Here is a 17,143-nt window from a genome sequence, read left to right on the forward strand (position 1 = left end):
GAGTGAAACAGAAAGAACGAGGAAAACATGATCAGAACTTTGATCCATTGATTGATAAGTTTAAAGATAGGATCTATGGCGGTATCAAGGGGGAGTGGCGGCTGAAACTACTGCAGGAAGACCTCTCGGAGCTGCACCAAAGAGAGACGATGGATATCTGGGATGCAGGATGCGGCTTGGGGCAGTTGGCACTTTGGTTTGCCAAAGAGGGGCATGCGCTTACCTGCTGTGATATCTCCTATAAGATGCTTGAAGAGACGAAAAAAGCATTTAGAGAGGCGGAGCTGGAGGCATCTTTTGCCAAACTGCCGGCCCAGCAGATGGCTACCCGGATACCACGGCAGGATCTTGTACTTTTTCATGCAGTGATAGAGTGGCTGGCTGATCCTCTGGAGACTCTGAAGGCAGTCTCCAGGAGAGTCAAACCCGGTGGATATCTTTCGCTGCTCTTTTTTAACTATCATAGTTTTGTCTACAGAAATGCGCTTAGAGGCGGGTGGTGCATCCCGTTTGTCGGGGATGAGTCTGCCTGGTACGGTAAAGGGAAAAAGCTCACGCCTCCTTATCCTCAGAAGCCTGAAGTCCTGACAGCGTGGTTGGCGGAACATGGCTATGAGATCAAAGTACAGACAGGTATCAGGGTATTTCATGACTATATGAACAAAGGTACGCTGGAAGAGACGGATATTGATGAGCTGATGAAGCTGGAGTACCGTTACTGTCGGGAGCCTGTTTACCGGGATATGGGACGCTATATCCATATCCTTGCACGCAAGACTACAGACTCGCTATAAGTCTGGCAGCAGTTCCTGCTTTTGCATTGGTGGGTTGATAGAGGTAGTTGTGCACTTTTTCGGGAATATGTGCAGGTATAGTCAGTGCTTCATACTCCTCTTTGGCCGCCTGTTTGGCTTTGAAAAGCGCCATCTGTACACGTGAGTGGAAGTTTGCCGCACCCTCTCCTGAGGTCTCTATCGCCAGGAAGTTTGCATCCGGATGACGTGCTGTAACAAGCGACTGGATACCATCAGAGACGGAGGAGGAGGGCATACATCCAAAAGGTTTCACTGAGATGACAAGATGTGCAAGATTCTCTTTGACACTCTCCACCAGGTGTGCAACCTCCAGGTGACCCTCTCCGGCTTCACACTCCAGTGTGTAGTATTCTTTACTGTATTTTGCCAGGTGATCGATATCAGGGATGTGGTAGTCGTGTAGTCCTATCGCTTTGGCATAGAGGGTAAAGTAGAGTTTTACGGCAGCTTTTGCTGCTTTGAGCATCACTCTGGTTTTGACATTGGAGAAGTCTACCGTTTTGGTTGTTTCACTTTCCAGTGTTTCATTGTGATGGAGCTTCTGTTCGGCTTCCCAAAGACTCAGCATCAGACGGTTAATGATCGGTTGGGGGATACACTCAGCCCCTTCCGCTTCTAAAAACCTGTGCAGGTTGTAGTTGCCATCCCCTTCGGTCATAGATGCCCAGAACTCTCCCATGACCATCACTTTGGGTTTGGGCTGCAGCCTGTTGAGTTTTACCTTTTCCAGGATAGTGCGACACTGCCACATAGTTTTAATCAATGATTTTTTTTGCAGGAATGCATCGGCAACCAGCTTTCGACACGCTTCTATCGCATGGTCCACACTGCCTGCCTCCACTTCGTAAGGACGCATCTTGTAGCCGAGTATATTGATGATATCGCCGATGATGACCGCTTTGATCAGTGTTATGAAAAACGTTGGCGTATACTCAATGAGGGGATCGGCTATCTCTTCTCCCTGATAGATCCCCTTATTGTGTTCAAAGGCTGTAATACGCAGGCCCTCAAAGCCTGCATCACGCAGTGCCTTTTTATACTCGGTGATATACATCCCGAAACGGCAGGGGCCGCAGCCTCCGGCAGTGATATAGACATACTTTCTTACGATCTCCTCAGCGCTTATCCCCTGCTCGTCACGCAGTTTTTGCAGATATTTGACGAGATTGCCTACAGTAAAGTAGGTTGGGTTACATTGCCCTCTGTTCCCAAAGGCCTTACCTGTCTGAAATGAAGTGAAATCAGGATTGGGAAGAGAGAGATAGTTGATACCAAGCGAGTTGAGTGCGGATTCGATGAGTCTGTCCTGTAACAGCGTGAGACCGCCTGAGAGAAAGATCGTCTCCTCTTTGGGAGCATACGCTATCTTTTCCGGGGGAGCTTCTCTCCACTGTGAAAGATCTTTATGGATAAACTCGAGGTTGTTTCCGCTCTCTTGGGACCGGATATTGTTACAGGCTGCATTCATACTATTCTCCCAAAAAGATATTTTGATGAAAAATGATCATTCATATTGCCTAGCAATATTTCAATCAATAAAAAAAAGCGGGTTTCCTGTTCATTTTTTTTCTTTGTTAATGCAACAAAGCAAAAAGAACGAACCAAAAAAAAGAAAATGCAAGGAGCTGACGCCATACAATGCATTCCCCTTGTGTCACTTGGTTTTTTCATAGTAAGACCTTTTCCGGTGCTACCGCTTCAATGGTTTGCGCATGATTTTCTTTAAGTTGTTTTTGGTACTGCTCAAGTGTATAGGCGAAGGTTTTTACCCGTATCTTGATCGAACCTCCCGGTTTGTTGGCATCGATATCATGCAGGGTAAGGTGCGGTGTCTGGCTGGCACCCAGTATCTTATCGATGATGGCATAGGTCGGGGCGTCATGGCCGCATTTGAAACTGCTGAGATCAACCACCGCAATGTTCGGGTGGCGTGCGGCAAACTTCGCAGCCCACACCTTCTGCGAAGAGTTGGTAGAGTAATTCTCCAACCATACATCCCGTATATCATAAGGCGATTCGATGATACCTGCATCGATATCGGCTTGAAAATATCTTTTAAGATAGGATTCATCTTTAGGGAGAGAACGCATCGAGAGGGTTTTGAAGCCTAAAGACTGGAACTCATCAAGAACTTCATGGTTGAGTCCCGGATCTGAGTGGTAAGGACGGCTAAGAAGCAGCAGCACAATCTCATCATTCTCTTCTGCCTGTTCAAGGATCGCTTTCCCCTCCTGCATAATCGCATCGTCATTGGCCTGCAGTGCTTTCCATGCCTGATCGGCTGCCCAGTTGCTCTCATCTTCTGTGATTTTCAGCTTCTCTCTCCATGTTGCAAAGAGCTGTTTTTTGAGCAGTTTTTTGTTCTCAAAATCGAGTGCATCCTCAACATAGGTAATCTTTTGCTGGCTAAAGAGGTCCTTCTCTTTGGTGAAGGCAGAGTAGACGACTTTTGGCGTCCCGGAGATGATAGGACATGAGGTTTGTCCCATGGTATGTTCAAGGAATCCGGGCAGGTTGGTCACGGCAGGGAACCAGAGGTAGTCAAATCCTTTTTTCCGATACTTTTTCTCAAAAAGCAGAGAGTAGACATGCGACTGGGCTACTTTGGCAGGGTAGCAGGAATCCACCGAACCGTACTTTGCCCCCTCCAGGAACATATCCTCATTGGAATAGCCTGAAAAGACGATATTGAGAGGAGCGATATCCAGTGCCTCCAGGTAGGTACGAAGAAATGGTGCGAGCGAATAGATATTGAGTACTTTTGGCAGAGAGACTTTGAGCGCCTGTCTGTATTTTCTATCTTCTTCGCTGCTGAGGTTAAAGGCTCTGGTTACTTTTTTTCGCAGTGTAGGCCCCCATCCTCCAAGGGTGAGTTTCACCTGCTGTTCTCTGATTTTGCTGTGAGTGTCAGGTTTTTGTTCCAGCGTATAGCCAGGGGCAAAGAGCGTACGTGACTCTTTTTTGACAAGGTTCGGGACAGATTCCTGCAGCGCTTTTCTCTCTTCTTTGAGTGATCTTAGGGCTTCATGTGACTCTACCGTACCCTCTTCGCACGAAAATCCTGAGATATAACGTACCGGTTCGGAAGAGGGGGTTTGGGTATCAATGAAGGTACGTGAACAGTGAATCGAACAGAAGTGACAGCGTGTAGACTCATCGGTACGTGAGGTATAGGTCATCTGGAGTGCTTCATCCATCCCTACAAATGTCGCTTCACCTCGCTCTTTCACCCTGTCTCTGGCCTCTATGGCTGCACCGTATGCACCGGCTTCACCAGGGTAAGGGTGGACATCGACAGTGGCATCAGGAACCCTTGCTTTGATATAATCAACCTGTGATTTGAGTGCAGCCAGGTTGTACTGTGTCCCGCCCTGAAGCACGAAATGTTTTCCGAAAGCTGCAAGATTGGGAGCCTGTACCACATACTGCCAGACATTTTTCGGAAGTACCTTCGCGATCCCGGCAAAGAGCTCCTCTTTGCTGTAGCCCTCTTTCTGGAAGTTGACACGGTCCGTATCGAGGAATACCGCACAGCCGTAGTTAAAGAGCGGTGCTCTCTGTGCAGAAAAGGCAGTATCTGCATACCCTTCTACAGGGATACCGAACTGCTTGGACATACTTTGAAGCAGGGTACCGTTGCCGGCACTGCATTGGTTGGAGAGACGGAAGTTTTTCATCATCCCGTTCTCCATAAAGAGTACTTTGATATCCTGCCCGCCGATATCACAGATGACATCAACACTCTGGCCAAAGACCTTTTGGGCACTCTTCATGTGGGCGATCGTTTCGATGATATTGGCATCGGCCTTGAGTGCACCCTCCAGTACATCAGCAGCATATCCCGTCACCCCCAGACCTTTTACATCATAATAGCCATGGGAATCCATCTGTTTGATCTGTTCCAGAAGCTCCAGTGTGTCTTGTATCGGGTTCCCTTTGGAGAGTTGATAGACTTTACACAGCAGGTTGCCCTCATCATCTACCAGGACAGCTTTGGAACTGGTTGAACCCCCGTCAATCCCCAGATAACAGGTTGTCACTTTTTGTAAAGCAGGGGGAGTGAAAGGCTTGATCGTATATTTCTCTTTAAAGGCTTCCAGCTCCTTATCCGAACTGCTTAAGGGCGTGTCATCATTTTCATTCCCCAGCGTGTTGTTACCGTTGACAAGGCTCTGAAGTTTATTCAACCCTGCAAAGCTTTGATCATGGTTGTCCTCTCCCTCACCGAAGATCACTGCACCCAGGGCTGCATAGTATTGTGCATTTTGCGGTACAAGGATAAGCTCGTCGATCTTCTCTCTGTCATAGGAGATCCCTCTCTCTTCCCACAGTTCACTGATACGAAGACGCCAACACTCCTGCAAGAACGGCAGATAGGTATTGGGCCCTCCCAGCAGAAGCACTTTTGGCATCAGTGTGTTCCCTCTGGTGAGTACCGTCAGATTTTGCATCACGATCGCATCGGCAAGGGAGTTCATGATCTCATCACTGGGTACGGAGGTCTTGACAAGGTTGACAATATCGGTTTCGGCAAATACCCCGCATTTTGCAGCGACATGGTGAAGTTTTTCGGTTTGAAAGCTGAGCTTTTGCACCTCTTCACTCTCCATCCCCACTTTCATCGTACACTTCTCAATCGTCGCACCGGTACCTGAAGCACACTTGTCATTCATAGAGGTGAGTACGGACTTTTTACCATCTTCACTCTGTTTGAAGTGAATGATCTTTGCATCCTGCCCGCCCAGTTCGATCACGGCACGCACATCGGGGTGATGATGCTCCACAGCAAGCACCACGGCATTGACTTCCTGGACAAAACGGGCATTGAGTGTAGGTGCGATACGCGAGGCACCGGAACCTGTGATATAGACCTTCTCTATATGGTTGTAGATTTCAGGCCGGGTAGTTGAGAGTTCTTCCAAAAGTCTTAAGAGCGTAGGGGCCTGTTTGGTTTCATGCGGTGTATAGGCTTTAGCGAGGATATTGAAATGCTGGTCACACACGACATACTTTACCGTCGTAGAACCGATATCAATTCCAAGAGAATAGTTTTTCGTTTCCATTACTTTTGTCATATTGTTCTACTTTACACTCTTTTTACTTGATTTCTTTTGAGTGCCCACAGGATCCACCCCATACCGACAAGAATGAATGGCAGGCTGAGCATCTGTCCCGTGCTTAAAGGTATCTCCCAGCTATATGCAGCCTGCTTGGTCTTTGTATACTCGAGCAAAAAGCGTACACTGAACATCATAAAGAGCAATAAGCCGGGAAAGAGCCTGGTAGTCAGTTCTGTACTGAGTTTTTTGTAGAGTATCACAAAAAGTCCCAGAATAGCGAGATAGGAGAAGGCCTCATAGAGCTGAACCGGGTGGCGGGGAAGCATATCGACACGTTCAAAGATGATCGCCCAGGGAAGATCAGTCTCCTTCCCAAGTATTTCTGAGTTGAAGAGGTTTCCAAAACGTACGGCAGCGGCGATCAATAGTCCCGGGATTGTCATACGGGAGATCAGCCAAAGAAAGGACTCATTGTAGCGTTTGCAGAAGAGCCAAAAAGCGATGATCACTCCCAACAGTCCGCCATGACTAGCAAGACCTCCTTTCCAGACCATCAAGATCTCAAGAGGATGAGAGAGGTAGTAGTGCGGTTCATAGGCCAGACAGTGCATCAGTCTCGCACCGATCACGGTACCTACCAATGCATAGATCAGAAGTGTGTCGAGTACTTCAGGATCACGTCCTTCACGCTGAAATATCCATTTTGAAATCGTTAAGCCTAAAAAAAATGATCCAACAAAAAGTATACCGTACCAGCGAAGCTGAAGGGGACCAAGTTCTAAAAGTATCGGGCTGACGTTCCAAGTAAAATAATCCATTTTAACTGCCTTAAAGATTAGTTAAGGTTATTATACTTTAAGTTTTTTAGTTATTGATCTTTTTTAATGAATTTATAATATTTTTTTATGGGAAGGGAAGCGCACAGATAATTTTAGTGTGTCAGATATTGGGCAATGTTTTTGACGGTCAGTGACCTGTATATTTTAAAAGCTATCGGTATGGGATTTTGAGAGAACCACTTCAAAAATCCCGGAAAATAAAGCTGCAAGAGAAAGGGGCTATTCGTTGATTTTCTCTTTGATCTCTTTGGCGATGGCAGCGATTTTTGTAAGTTTTTGACCGTCGCTGAGCGTCTCATCCAGAAGTACTTTGACAAAGGCCGAGCCGACGATCACCCCATCGACGCCTTTTGCTTTCTCTTTGGCGGTATTTTGATCCACACCGAAACCGACATAGACAGGCGTATCGGTAAACGCTTTGATATCAGCTACGATCGGCTGCAGATCTTCGCTTTTTCCTGCACCGGTGATACCTGCATAGGCAACAAGATAGATGAACTTATGTGCTTCACTTACGATCTTTTCGATACGCTCCTGGCTGTCGGTAGGAGCGATAAAGTCGATGAGGTTAAGGCCAGCCTCTTCTATCATAGGCTTGTATGCTTTTGCCTCTTCAAACGGTAGATCGGGGATGATGAATCCGTTGACGCCGGTCTCTTTGGCTTTGGTGATAAAATACTCCATACCTTTATGGTAGAAAGGATTGAAGTATCCCATCCATAACGTATCGATATGCGGTGCGATCTTTGCAGAGGCATCAAAAAGATGCTCAAGCTTGTAGCCTGACTGGAGTGCCAGAAGATTGGCTTTTTCGATCACCGGACCATCTGCGACAGGATCCGAGAACGGCATGCCGAGCTCCAAGGTATCGACTCCGGCCTCTTTGAGTGCCAAAGCAGCGTCAACGGTAAAGTCCAGTGACGGGTATCCCGTGGTTAGATATGCAACTAATTTTTTCAACTTAAACTCTTTTTTTATTACTATCAATAAATTATTTTGGATATTATATGCTAAAATCAGTAAAAAATAGAATGAGACGAGCAAAAAGTTCCAGAAAGTGACCAGTCACGTGAGCTTTCTGCTGAAAAAATATAGACGCAGTAGGAAAACAATGAGTATTCACACTCCAAAAATAGAGAAAAAAATCACCTTGAGTGCACTTCAGGCAATGAAAGGCAAAGAGCCTATCGTCATGGTCACAGCATATGATGCACTCTTTGCAAAGCTTTTTGACGGTGAAGTAGAGATGATACTGGTAGGAGACAGCCTCAATATGAGTTTTTTGGGCAAGCCCGATACACTCTCTGCAACACTGGATCAGATGATCTACCATACCCAGGCAGTTTGTCATGGCGCACAGAAGTCGATAGTGGTATTTGATATGCCTTTTGGTACCTATACCACACCGGAGATCGCGGTAGCCAATGCGACAAAGGTCTATCAGCAGACAGATGCACAGGCGGTCAAGATCGAGGGCGGTAAAGAGAGAGCCCCTGTCATTAAAGCACTGGTAGAGAACGGGATAGCCGTAGTGGCACATGTAGGATTGATGCCGCAGTTTGTACGAAGTGAAGGCGGATATAAGGTACGAGGTAAGGATACCGAGGATATCCAAAGCATGGTGGAAGATGCAAAGGTACTTGAAGAGGCCGGTGCATTTATGATCCTGGTCGAGGGGGTCAAATCAGAAGCTGCCAAAGCGATCACAGAGACGGTAAGTGTTCCGACCATCGGTATCGGAGCTGGAAATACAACGGATGGACAGGTACTTGTATGGAGTGATATGTTTGATTTCTTTGAAGCCTTTACACCGAAATTTGTGAAAAAGTACGGCAAAGGTGCAACGATGATAAAAGAGGGACTACAGCAGTACCGGGATGAAGTCAAAAGCAGGGAGTTCCCTAGCGAGGAGTACAGCTACTAATGGAGCGTATGGTAGAGATAGAACGCTTTGAGGGTGAAGGGAGCTACGAAGTCACTTTGAGGCCAAGCTCATGGGATGAGTATATCGGCCAGGAGAAGATCAAGAAAAACCTCAAAGTCTTTATAGAGGCGAGTAAGAAAAGAGGCGAAGCGCTTGACCATATCCTCTTCTTCGGACCTCCCGGACTTGGCAAGACGACACTGGCCAATATCATCTCCACTCAGATGGGAGCCAATATCAAAACCACTGCAGCGCCGATGATAGAAAAAGCCGGAGACCTGGCAGCACTGCTTACCAATATCGAAGAGGGGGATATCCTTTTTATCGATGAGATTCACCGTATGAGCCCTGCCATTGAAGAGATACTCTATCCGGCGATGGAAGATTTCAGGCTGGATATCATTATCGGCTCCGGTCCTGCAGCCCAGACAGTGAAGATCGATCTTCCGCGTTTTACGCTGATCGGTGCTACGACAAGGGCCGGGATGCTTTCAAACCCTCTTCGTGAGCGTTTCGGAATGCACTTTAGGATGCAGTTCTATACCCCTGAGGAGCTGGGGCGTATCGTTACACAGGCATCGCACAAGCTTGAAAAACGCTCTCAAAAAGATGCGGCGATCGAGATCGCAAGACGGAGCAGGGGAACACCCCGTATCGCCTTGCGTCTTTTAAGAAGGGTGCGTGACTTTGCCGAAGTGGAGGATGAAACTGAGATCACACATGAAAGAGCAAGATATGCACTCGATGAACTTGGGGTAAATAACCTTGGGTTTGATGAACAGGATATCCGCCTTTTGGATCTGCTTGTCTCTGCGAAGAACAAACCGATGGGTCTGAGTACGATCGCTGCTGCACTGAGTGAGGATGAAGGAACGATCGAGGATGTACTTGAGCCTTATCTGATCGCGAACGGCTACATAGAACGTACAGCAAGAGGCCGTATCGCAACGCAGAAAAGCTATGAACATTTCAAACTCGGCGGGATGAAGGAGGGTCTTTTTGAATAAAAAGATCATCACTGAGTTGAAAAACGAAGCTTCAGTGAGAGGAACTTTAGCCGGACTTTATTCCGATAAAAGAAGAAAAATAAAGAGAGGTCTGTTTGAATGATCACCAATAAGAGCTTGACGATTACGGTACTGTTTATTCTCTCCTTGATTGGTGCCTATAGTATCTATCGGCCGTTTTTGCTCTCTTTGGTGGTCGCTATGCTTCTCACGATGGCAACCTATAACTTTACCAAAAAACTGATACGCCAAACAGAGTCAAGAAAGCTGAGTGCTGCGATCACTACACTGCTTTTGGTACTGATCATTTTTGCTCCGATCATCTATCTCGCAACCACAGGTGTAGGGTACCTCTCGCAAATGGATATCTCTGTGATCAACGATATCACCTCCACTTTGAGAAAATATGAAGTGCCTTATTTTAAGGACTGGATGAGTGATGAGAAGATCGCAGAGTACCTTAAGACCGCTACCTCTTATGTGACAACGGCAGGAAGTGTAGGGATAGGATTTGTCAAGAATATGCTCCTAGTACTGGTTTTTTATTTTATTATCAACTTCTATGGAGAGCGTTTTTTTGAACTGATACGTGCACTGATGCCGGTAAGCCGTATGAGAAGTGCGAAAATGATCCATGAGGTCTCCTCCACGATGGAGGTTGTCTTCTATTCTATCATTGTGACAGCGATCTTCGAGGGAGTGCTTTTTGGTGCGATGGCAAGCTACTATGGGTTCAATGGACTGTTGTTCGGTGTGATCTATGGATTTGCCTCGCTTGTTCCGATTATCGGAGGGGCGATCGTATGGGTACCGGTCTCTCTGTATGCCTGGACAAATCTCGATGGCCAGACGGCACTGATGATTGCAAGCTATTCGATCATTGTGATATCGATCATTGCAGATACCTTTGTGAAACCCGTTATCATCAAAGTGATCAAAGAGGATCTGCTGAAGAGTACCATAGAGATCAATGAGATCGTGATCTTCTTTTCGATCCTTGCTGGGATCAGTACCTACGGTTTCTGGGGGATGATCCTTGGACCGGCGATTACTTCGTTTTTGATTGCGATCACCAAAGTATATATAGACTACAATAAAGCTGAAAATATCAAAGAGATAAAAATAAGCAACATAGGGGAGAAAGATGATTAAGATACTTATCATTGAAGATGATCCGGAACTCGCACTGATACTGACAAACTATCTGACAAAATACGATATGGAAGTGATCGGTGCAGAAGATCCTTTTTTGGGACTTTCGCTCTTGACCCAGCATGATTTTGATCTGATCATACTTGATCTTACACTCCCGGGTATGGATGGGCTGGAGGTGATCCAGAAGATCAGGGAGATTACCAATATCCCTATCATTATCTCATCAGCCCGTGATGATATCACCGATAAAGTGATCGGTATGGAGCGTGGTGCGGATGACTATATGCCAAAACCATATGATCCGAGGGAACTGGTTACACGTATCAAGACAATACTGCGCCGTACACATAGCGTAGAGACACCTGTAAAAGAGGCTGAACTCTTTGACGCAGACAGCAAAGCCCATACGATTACATTTAAAGGGGAACTGCTGGAACTGACCGCAGCAGAGTATGATATCCTCAATATGCTGATCCGGCATAAAAACGGTTCTGTATCCAGAGAACAACTGCTTTATGAGAGTGAGCATATCGATGATGACAGTTCTATCAAAAATATCGATGTGATCATCTCACGTATTCGTCAAAAGATTGCTAAGATCGATCCTGATCATGTCTATATCAAACCGATCCGGGGCGTAGGGTATCTCCTGACAGACCGTCCTTCCCCTGCGAAATAGGTTAAAAGAGAAAGAGAGCGATGAGAAACTTATCGGTTACAACATTTATCCATATCCTCTTCTCTATAGCGATCATTATTTTGGTTACGACCTTTATGCTTTTCCTCTCCTGGGACAAGGACCGTCAGAAAATAGAAGAGTTCAAACACTATCAACTGATCTCCGTGACCTTTCTTTCCAATCTGCAAAGGCATCCTGATGAAGAGACGTTGGAGGAACTCTATCAGGAGCTCAAGCTTAAACCTCTCTCCAATCAGGGTGCTCTGATCCTCAAAAAACGTATAGAGAACAGCGGAGAGACGATCTTTACGGGCGGTTCTGCATTGGGTAAAGTAAGGGTTTTTGATATCCAGGATAAACGATATATCTATATACAGCGTATGGAGTATAACCTGATGCTTGAGGATGCCAGGGAAGAGAAGTATTATTTTGAGATTGCCGTAGGTTTGGGTGCCTTTTTGACCTCGCTTTTGCTTCTGCTCTATGTGGCGGTCTTGCGGAAGCTCTATCCGCTTCGTACCCTGCATAAAGAGATACAGCGTTTTGCAAAAGGAGACCTCAATACGAAGGTAACCTATCAATATGATGATGAGATAGGTAAAATTGCACAAAGTTTTGACAATGCTATCAGGCACATCAATCAACTCTCTACCTCCAAAAACCTTTTTATGCGTAATATTATGCATGAGCTTAAAACACCGATCACCAAGGGGCGTATCGTCGTAGAGATGCTGGAGGATGCACAGAGTAAAAAGGTCTTGGTACGTGCATTTGAGCGTATGAATGAGCTCATCAGTGAACTTGCTCAGATAGAACGGGTGACAACACAGAGTTTTGAACCGAACCTGGAGTATACATCGATGGATGAGGTGGTTCAGAGAACACGTGAGCTTTTGATCAATGAGAGTGATCATATGTGTATCGAGGTGGAAAACGGGGCATTGATCACAGATGTGAATCTTTTGGCCCTGGCACTTAAAAACCTTATGGATAACGGTATCAAGTACAGTGAAGATAAACTGGTATGTCTGCGGTCGGTTGAGAATGGCTTGGAAGTCCTTTCAAAAGGAAAAGCATTGCAACATCCGCTCTCCTATTATCTGGAGCCTTTTTCCCAGGAGGAGAAACGCAGTTCAGGTTTTGGCTTGGGACTCTACATCGTGAATGCGATCTTGAAGAAATTGGGATATCTGTTGGAGTATAGATATGAGGAGGGGAACAACATCTTCTCTATTATTACCGAGAAGCATTGCCCCCTTAAATAGGGGTAAAGGTTACGCCCTTATTTTAGTGCTTCAGCGATGAGCTCAAGAGGATTCTTGAAGATCGTTTCGACATCGGCATTGTTCATGGCTTCACTGAGCTGTACACGACAGGCACTACACTCCGCGCTCACATATTTGGCTTTTGTATCTTTGATCATTGCCGCTTTAGGTTTCCCTGCCGCTTCAGCGAGGTGAAACTTCTCAGTCTGCATCGTAACACCACCAAATCCACAGCAGCGGTTCGGATCACTCATCTCCTCCATCGGATAGTTAGGTGCCAGAAGATGACGCGGTTCTTTCCAGATGCCCTGTACTTTCCTTGCATGGCAAGGATCGTGGTAGGTTACCACATCATCAAACTTTTTCCCTTTTTCTTCCAAGAGTTTGACAAGATCGGTATCGTTATAGAGCCATGCGGTTGCCATATGTATCTTCTCAGCAACTTTCTTGGCACGCGCTTCCCATTCAGGCATATCATGATTTGCAAAGAAGACCTGCCAATCATGTTTGACCATGGCGGAACAGGTCGCTTCAGGGATCAGCATTGCATCACACTCATCCATAAAGCTCTCAAAGTATTTGATGTTCTTTTTTGTCATATACTCTACCGAGTCACTATCTCCGGTAAAGTAGGCCGGAGCACCGCAACAGAGCTGTTTTTTAGGGATAAAGACATCGATATTCAACTGCTTGAGTATCTCTACCAGACTATCACCGATATCGGTATAGTTGTAGTTGGCAAGACATCCGATGAAGATCGCTACACGAGGGTTCTTCTTCTCCTGTATGGGTGCAGGTATCTCTTCGGGATGGCTGTTGAGAAAGCTGGTTTTTGCCATAGACGGTAACAATCTTCCCTTTTTGACCATCGGCAGAGCAAATCTTGCCTTAAGCCCTCTTCCTTTTTCATCGACACTCAAGGCACAGGTTTTGAACATAAAGCCAAGTTTCATGACAAGATCCATGATCTTTCTGTTACGGAGAAGGAAGAAAAAGGCTTTTTTAAACCAGGCGATACCGTATTTGTCCGCGATATCTGCACGTACCTCTTCGATGACCATATCTGTAGGCAGTGAGTTGGGACAGACATCTACACAGTTGGTACATAAAAAACAGCTTTCAAAGATATCTTTTGCGTTTTTATCCAGTTCCAGGTCTCCACGTTTATAGGCACCAAGCAGGTCGATAAATCCACGGGGCGAGGTGGTCTCATCAGGGTTGACTTGGTGGATGGTACATACCGGGATACATTTACCACATTTGATACAGGCTTCACTGGTATCAGTAAAGTTAAAGATTTCGTCGATTGATTTACTCAAACGGTTTCCTTATCAATTTGTTTTTACTCACATTCTAGCTCTTTTGAGGTAGAGTATATATAGTAGTTATAGCTAACTTTTTTATTTATTTCAAGTGTTGGGGTTTACTTTTTTTAGAAAAAAGTAAGCAAAAAAGCGTCAGCCCTCTCGAATCGCTTCGCTTTTCTGGCACTAAATGCCGATACCCCTGTTGCTAAAGCATAAATGGGGTACAAGGTCGTTAAGGCTGACATTTTCTCTTATTCTTAGTATAGAAGCATTGCTTTGCAATGCAAACTGGAACTATACACTATTCGTTCTTCACTCTTCACTTAGTTATCGTTACGATGACTATCCAGCCAGACCATGATACCCTTTTGAGCATGCAGTCTGTTCTCTGCTTCTGTAAAGATCACTTCAGCGTGTTTTTCAAAGACCTCTTCACTTACCTCATATCCTCTGTAAGCAGGTAGACAGTGGAGGAAGATCGCATCCTCTTTCGCAAGGGACATCATTGCTTCATCAACGATATATCCGTCAAACGCTTTGAGTTTTGTCTCCTTCTCATCTTCCTGTCCCATAGATATCCATGTATCAGTTGTGACCACATCTGTACCTCTGACCGCTTCTTTTGGGTCGTTGCCAAAGATGAGTTTCCCACCGTTTTGTGCCGCAAGGGTTTGTGCACGCGCTACGATAGCCGGATCACACTCATATCCTTTTGGTGTAGCGACACGAAGCTCAAACCCCATGATCGCTGCAAGCATCAGCCATGAGTGGGTCATGTTATTCCCATCTCCTACATAGGCGACAACCGGGTTCTCTTTGCCAAACTCAAGCATTGTCAGGTAGTCTGTCATCAGTTGTACGGGATGGTAATCATCTGTAAGCCCATTGATCACCGGTACTTTGGAGTATTTTGCAAACTCTTCAAGTTTACTGTGCTCAAAGGTACGTATCATTACCATGTCGACCATACGGGAGATGACACGTGCAGTATCCTTCATCGGTTCTCCACGTCCCAACTGGATATCATTGGAAGAGAGGAAAAGCCCTATACCGCCAAGCTGGTAGATCCCTGTCTCAAAGCTCACTCTGGTACGTGTAGAGCTCTTCTCAAAGATCATTCCCAGTGTCTGGTTTTCCATGTAGGGTACGAATTTGCGTTGCTTGGTTTGAGCTTTGATCTTCTGTGCCAGTGCGATCATCTCCAGCAGTTCTTCTTTGCTAAAGTCTGCCAGTGTCAAAAAGTGTCTCATCGGACTATCCTTGTTAGATACATTAAATATAGCTAAAATTTTAAAAGGAAATATTCTACCATAAATGGGTTGAAAGTTGAAGGAGGGTGTGATTGTCGGGGTGAAACCCCGATGAAGTTACTGTTTTTGTAGCAGTTCAGCCGCTTCTTTTGCATGGTAGGTGATGATGATATCAGCTCCCGCTCGCTTGAATCCAAGCAGTGTTTCCATCATCACTTTGTCATAATCGATCACGCCTGCTTTGGCTGCCATCTTTAGCATCGAGTATTCTCCCGATACGTTATAGACTGCCAATGGAAGAGAGGTGTTGTTTTTGATATCTCTGACTATATCAAGGTAAGCAAGGGCCGGTTTGACCATCAGGATATCTGCTCCCTCTTTTTCATCCTCTACACTTTCCAGGATTGCTTCGTTGCGGTTGGCAGGGTTCATCTGGTAGCTTCTTCTGTCTCCAAAGCTTGGACTGCTCTCTGCAACATCCCTAAACGGTCCGTAGTAGGCTGAAGCAAATTTAGTCGAGTAGCTCATCACAGGAAGATTTTCAAATCCTGCACCATCCAGCCCTTCGCGGATTGCTGTGATCATTCCGTCCATCATCCCGCTCGGAGCGATCATGTCCACACCTGCTTTCGCATGGATCACTGCCTGCTTTGCCAGGTTTCCAAGGGTGATATCGTTGTCTACCGTTTCAAGTACCGGATCCAGTACTCCACAATGTCCGTGATCTGTATATTCACAAAAACAGAGGTCTGTTACCACGAACATATCAGGATGTGCCGCTTTGACTGCTCTGACTGTTTCTGCGATGATACCGTGTTCACAGAGGGCATCACTCCCCACAGAGTCTTTTACCTTTGGGATACCAAAGAGGATAATCGCATAGATTCCGAGTTTTTTGAGCGCTTCACACTCCTTGATGATCTCATCAATACTCATCTGGTATACGCCCGGCATGGAGTCTACTTCCTCTTTGATCCCTTCGCCGCTTTTTGCAAAAAGCGGATAGATGAAGTCGTTGACGCTGAGGTGTGTCTCCTGGAGGAGCTCTCTGAGGACGGGGTTGATTCTTTTTCTACGAAAACGTGCAAACATTATTATTCTACCTTTTGGGTGAAATTTTTTAATTATTTATAAGTAGCTGCCATTTTACAACAATTATCGGCTGTTAATGATTAATTATTTATTATTGCTGTATAATCTCCGGCATGAAAGCAGTAGAACAATCAGAAACGGCCATTTTACCAACGAAATACGGGACATTTAACATTCAAGCTTTTAAAGATGATCTGGGGAAAGAACATCTGGCGATCTATACGGATGATCTTCCGGAAGCTCCGATCGTGCGGGTACACTCGGAATGTCTGACGGGGGATGCATTGGGTTCGTTGAAGTGTGACTGCGGAGAGCAACTTCATGCAGCAATGGAGTTGATCGCCAAAGAAGGTGGGATGATCATCTATCATCGTCAGGAGGGTCGTAACATCGGACTTCTGAACAAAGTGAATGCCTATGCGCTGCAGGATAAAGGGTTTGATACCGTTGCTGCAAACCACCAACTGGGATTTCAGGCTGATGAGAGAACCTATGATATCGTAGAGTTTATATTGAACCATTTCGGGATCAAAAAGCTCAGGCTGCTTACCAACAATCCAAAGAAGATCGAAAGCCTTAAAAATATAGAGATCATCGAACGTATCCCTATACAGATCGATTCAAATCCTCACAACGAAAAATATCTTCAGACAAAAAAAGAGCAGATGGGGCATCTGCTCTAAAATCACTTTTACCCTTCTTTTTTAGATACGAGATTTTATGTGATAGTGTGTTAAAAAATCAGCAACG

Annotated in this window: 15 protein-coding genes; 7 read left to right on the forward strand and 8 right to left on the reverse strand. The window is 45.6% G+C overall.

The window, feature by feature from the left end:
* The first annotated feature begins 2 nt into the window (after window positions 1–2).
* The gene (locus AC4JOV_RS01650; RefSeq protein ID WP_229936860.1) at window positions 3–794 is read left to right on the forward strand and encodes a methyltransferase domain-containing protein; all 792 of its coding nucleotides are present in this window, start codon (window positions 3–5) and stop codon (window positions 792–794) included.
* Here AC4JOV_RS01650 and AC4JOV_RS01655 read toward each other — a convergent pair.
* The 5 genes from AC4JOV_RS01655 to trpA form a co-directional block, all read right to left on the reverse strand.
* Window positions 778–2,283, reverse strand: a complete 1,506-nt coding sequence (locus tag AC4JOV_RS01655) for a hypothetical protein (RefSeq protein WP_229936859.1) — start codon at window positions 2,281–2,283, stop codon at window positions 778–780. The genes AC4JOV_RS01650 and AC4JOV_RS01655 overlap by 17 nt on opposite strands.
* Window positions 2,280–2,486: a hypothetical protein gene (locus AC4JOV_RS01660; RefSeq protein ID WP_229936858.1), complete on the reverse strand. Its 207-nt coding sequence runs from the start codon at window positions 2,484–2,486 to the stop codon at window positions 2,280–2,282. The genes AC4JOV_RS01655 and AC4JOV_RS01660 overlap by 4 nt, the downstream gene beginning before the upstream one ends.
* Window positions 2,483–5,890 carry a BadF/BadG/BcrA/BcrD ATPase family protein gene (locus AC4JOV_RS01665; RefSeq protein ID WP_229936857.1) on the reverse strand — a complete coding sequence of 1,136 codons (3,408 nt, stop codon included), beginning with the start codon at window positions 5,888–5,890 and terminating at the stop codon, window positions 2,483–2,485. The genes AC4JOV_RS01660 and AC4JOV_RS01665 overlap by 4 nt, the downstream gene beginning before the upstream one ends.
* 11 nt (window positions 5,891–5,901) lie before the next feature.
* Window positions 5,902–6,693: a prolipoprotein diacylglyceryl transferase gene (gene lgt / locus AC4JOV_RS01670; RefSeq protein ID WP_229936856.1), complete on the reverse strand. Its 792-nt coding sequence runs from the start codon at window positions 6,691–6,693 to the stop codon at window positions 5,902–5,904.
* Window positions 6,694–6,933: 240 nt separating this feature from the next.
* Complete coding sequence (gene trpA / locus AC4JOV_RS01675; protein ID WP_229936855.1) at window positions 6,934–7,674, reverse strand: tryptophan synthase subunit alpha; 741 nt, start codon at window positions 7,672–7,674, stop codon at window positions 6,934–6,936.
* A gap of 151 nt (window positions 7,675–7,825) precedes the next feature.
* Between trpA and panB the strand changes: the two genes are divergently transcribed.
* The 5 genes from panB to AC4JOV_RS01700 all read left to right on the forward strand — a co-directional run bounded on the left by panB (window position 7,826) and on the right by AC4JOV_RS01700 (window position 12,744).
* A complete protein-coding gene (gene panB / locus AC4JOV_RS01680; RefSeq protein WP_229936854.1) occupies window positions 7,826–8,638 on the forward strand; it encodes a 3-methyl-2-oxobutanoate hydroxymethyltransferase in 813 nt (270 codons plus the stop codon).
* A complete protein-coding gene (ruvB, locus tag AC4JOV_RS01685) occupies window positions 8,638–9,645 on the forward strand; it encodes a Holliday junction branch migration DNA helicase RuvB (protein ID WP_229936853.1) in 1,008 nt (335 codons plus the stop codon). Before panB ends, ruvB begins: the two co-directional genes overlap by 1 nt.
* A 99-nt stretch (window positions 9,646–9,744) precedes the next feature.
* The gene (locus AC4JOV_RS01690) at window positions 9,745–10,797 is read left to right on the forward strand and encodes an AI-2E family transporter (RefSeq protein WP_229936852.1); all 1,053 of its coding nucleotides are present in this window, start codon (window positions 9,745–9,747) and stop codon (window positions 10,795–10,797) included.
* On the forward strand, window positions 10,790–11,479 hold the full coding sequence (locus AC4JOV_RS01695) for a response regulator transcription factor (RefSeq protein WP_229936851.1): 690 nt from the start codon (window positions 10,790–10,792) through the stop codon (window positions 11,477–11,479). The genes AC4JOV_RS01690 and AC4JOV_RS01695 overlap by 8 nt, the downstream gene beginning before the upstream one ends.
* Window positions 11,480–11,499: 20 nt before the next feature.
* Window positions 11,500–12,744 carry an ArsS family sensor histidine kinase gene (locus tag AC4JOV_RS01700; RefSeq protein WP_229936850.1) on the forward strand — a complete coding sequence of 415 codons (1,245 nt, stop codon included), beginning with the start codon at window positions 11,500–11,502 and terminating at the stop codon, window positions 12,742–12,744.
* Window positions 12,745–12,761: 17 nt separating this feature from the next.
* On the opposite strand, the gene AC4JOV_RS01705 is transcribed toward AC4JOV_RS01700, so the two are convergent.
* From AC4JOV_RS01705 to hemB, 3 genes are all read right to left on the reverse strand, one after another.
* Window positions 12,762–14,063, reverse strand: coding sequence for a (Fe-S)-binding protein (locus AC4JOV_RS01705; protein WP_229936849.1), 1,302 nt, complete (start codon window positions 14,061–14,063; stop codon window positions 12,762–12,764).
* Between the two features lie 311 nt (window positions 14,064–14,374).
* Entirely contained in the window at window positions 14,375–15,301 is a 927-nt protein-coding gene (gene argF, locus AC4JOV_RS01710) for an ornithine carbamoyltransferase (protein WP_229936848.1), read from the reverse strand.
* 117 nt (window positions 15,302–15,418) lie between these two features.
* Window positions 15,419–16,393 carry a porphobilinogen synthase gene (hemB, locus tag AC4JOV_RS01715; protein WP_229936847.1) on the reverse strand — a complete coding sequence of 325 codons (975 nt, stop codon included), beginning with the start codon at window positions 16,391–16,393 and terminating at the stop codon, window positions 15,419–15,421.
* 113 nt (window positions 16,394–16,506) lie between these two features.
* On the opposite strand from hemB, the gene ribA reads away from it, so the two are divergent.
* Entirely contained in the window at window positions 16,507–17,076 is a 570-nt protein-coding gene (gene ribA, locus AC4JOV_RS01720; protein ID WP_229936846.1) for a GTP cyclohydrolase II, read from the forward strand.
* The last annotated feature ends 67 nt before the right edge of the window (window positions 17,077–17,143 follow it).

The sequence above is a fragment of the Sulfurovum sp. MH2-6 genome (assembly GCF_058374785.1).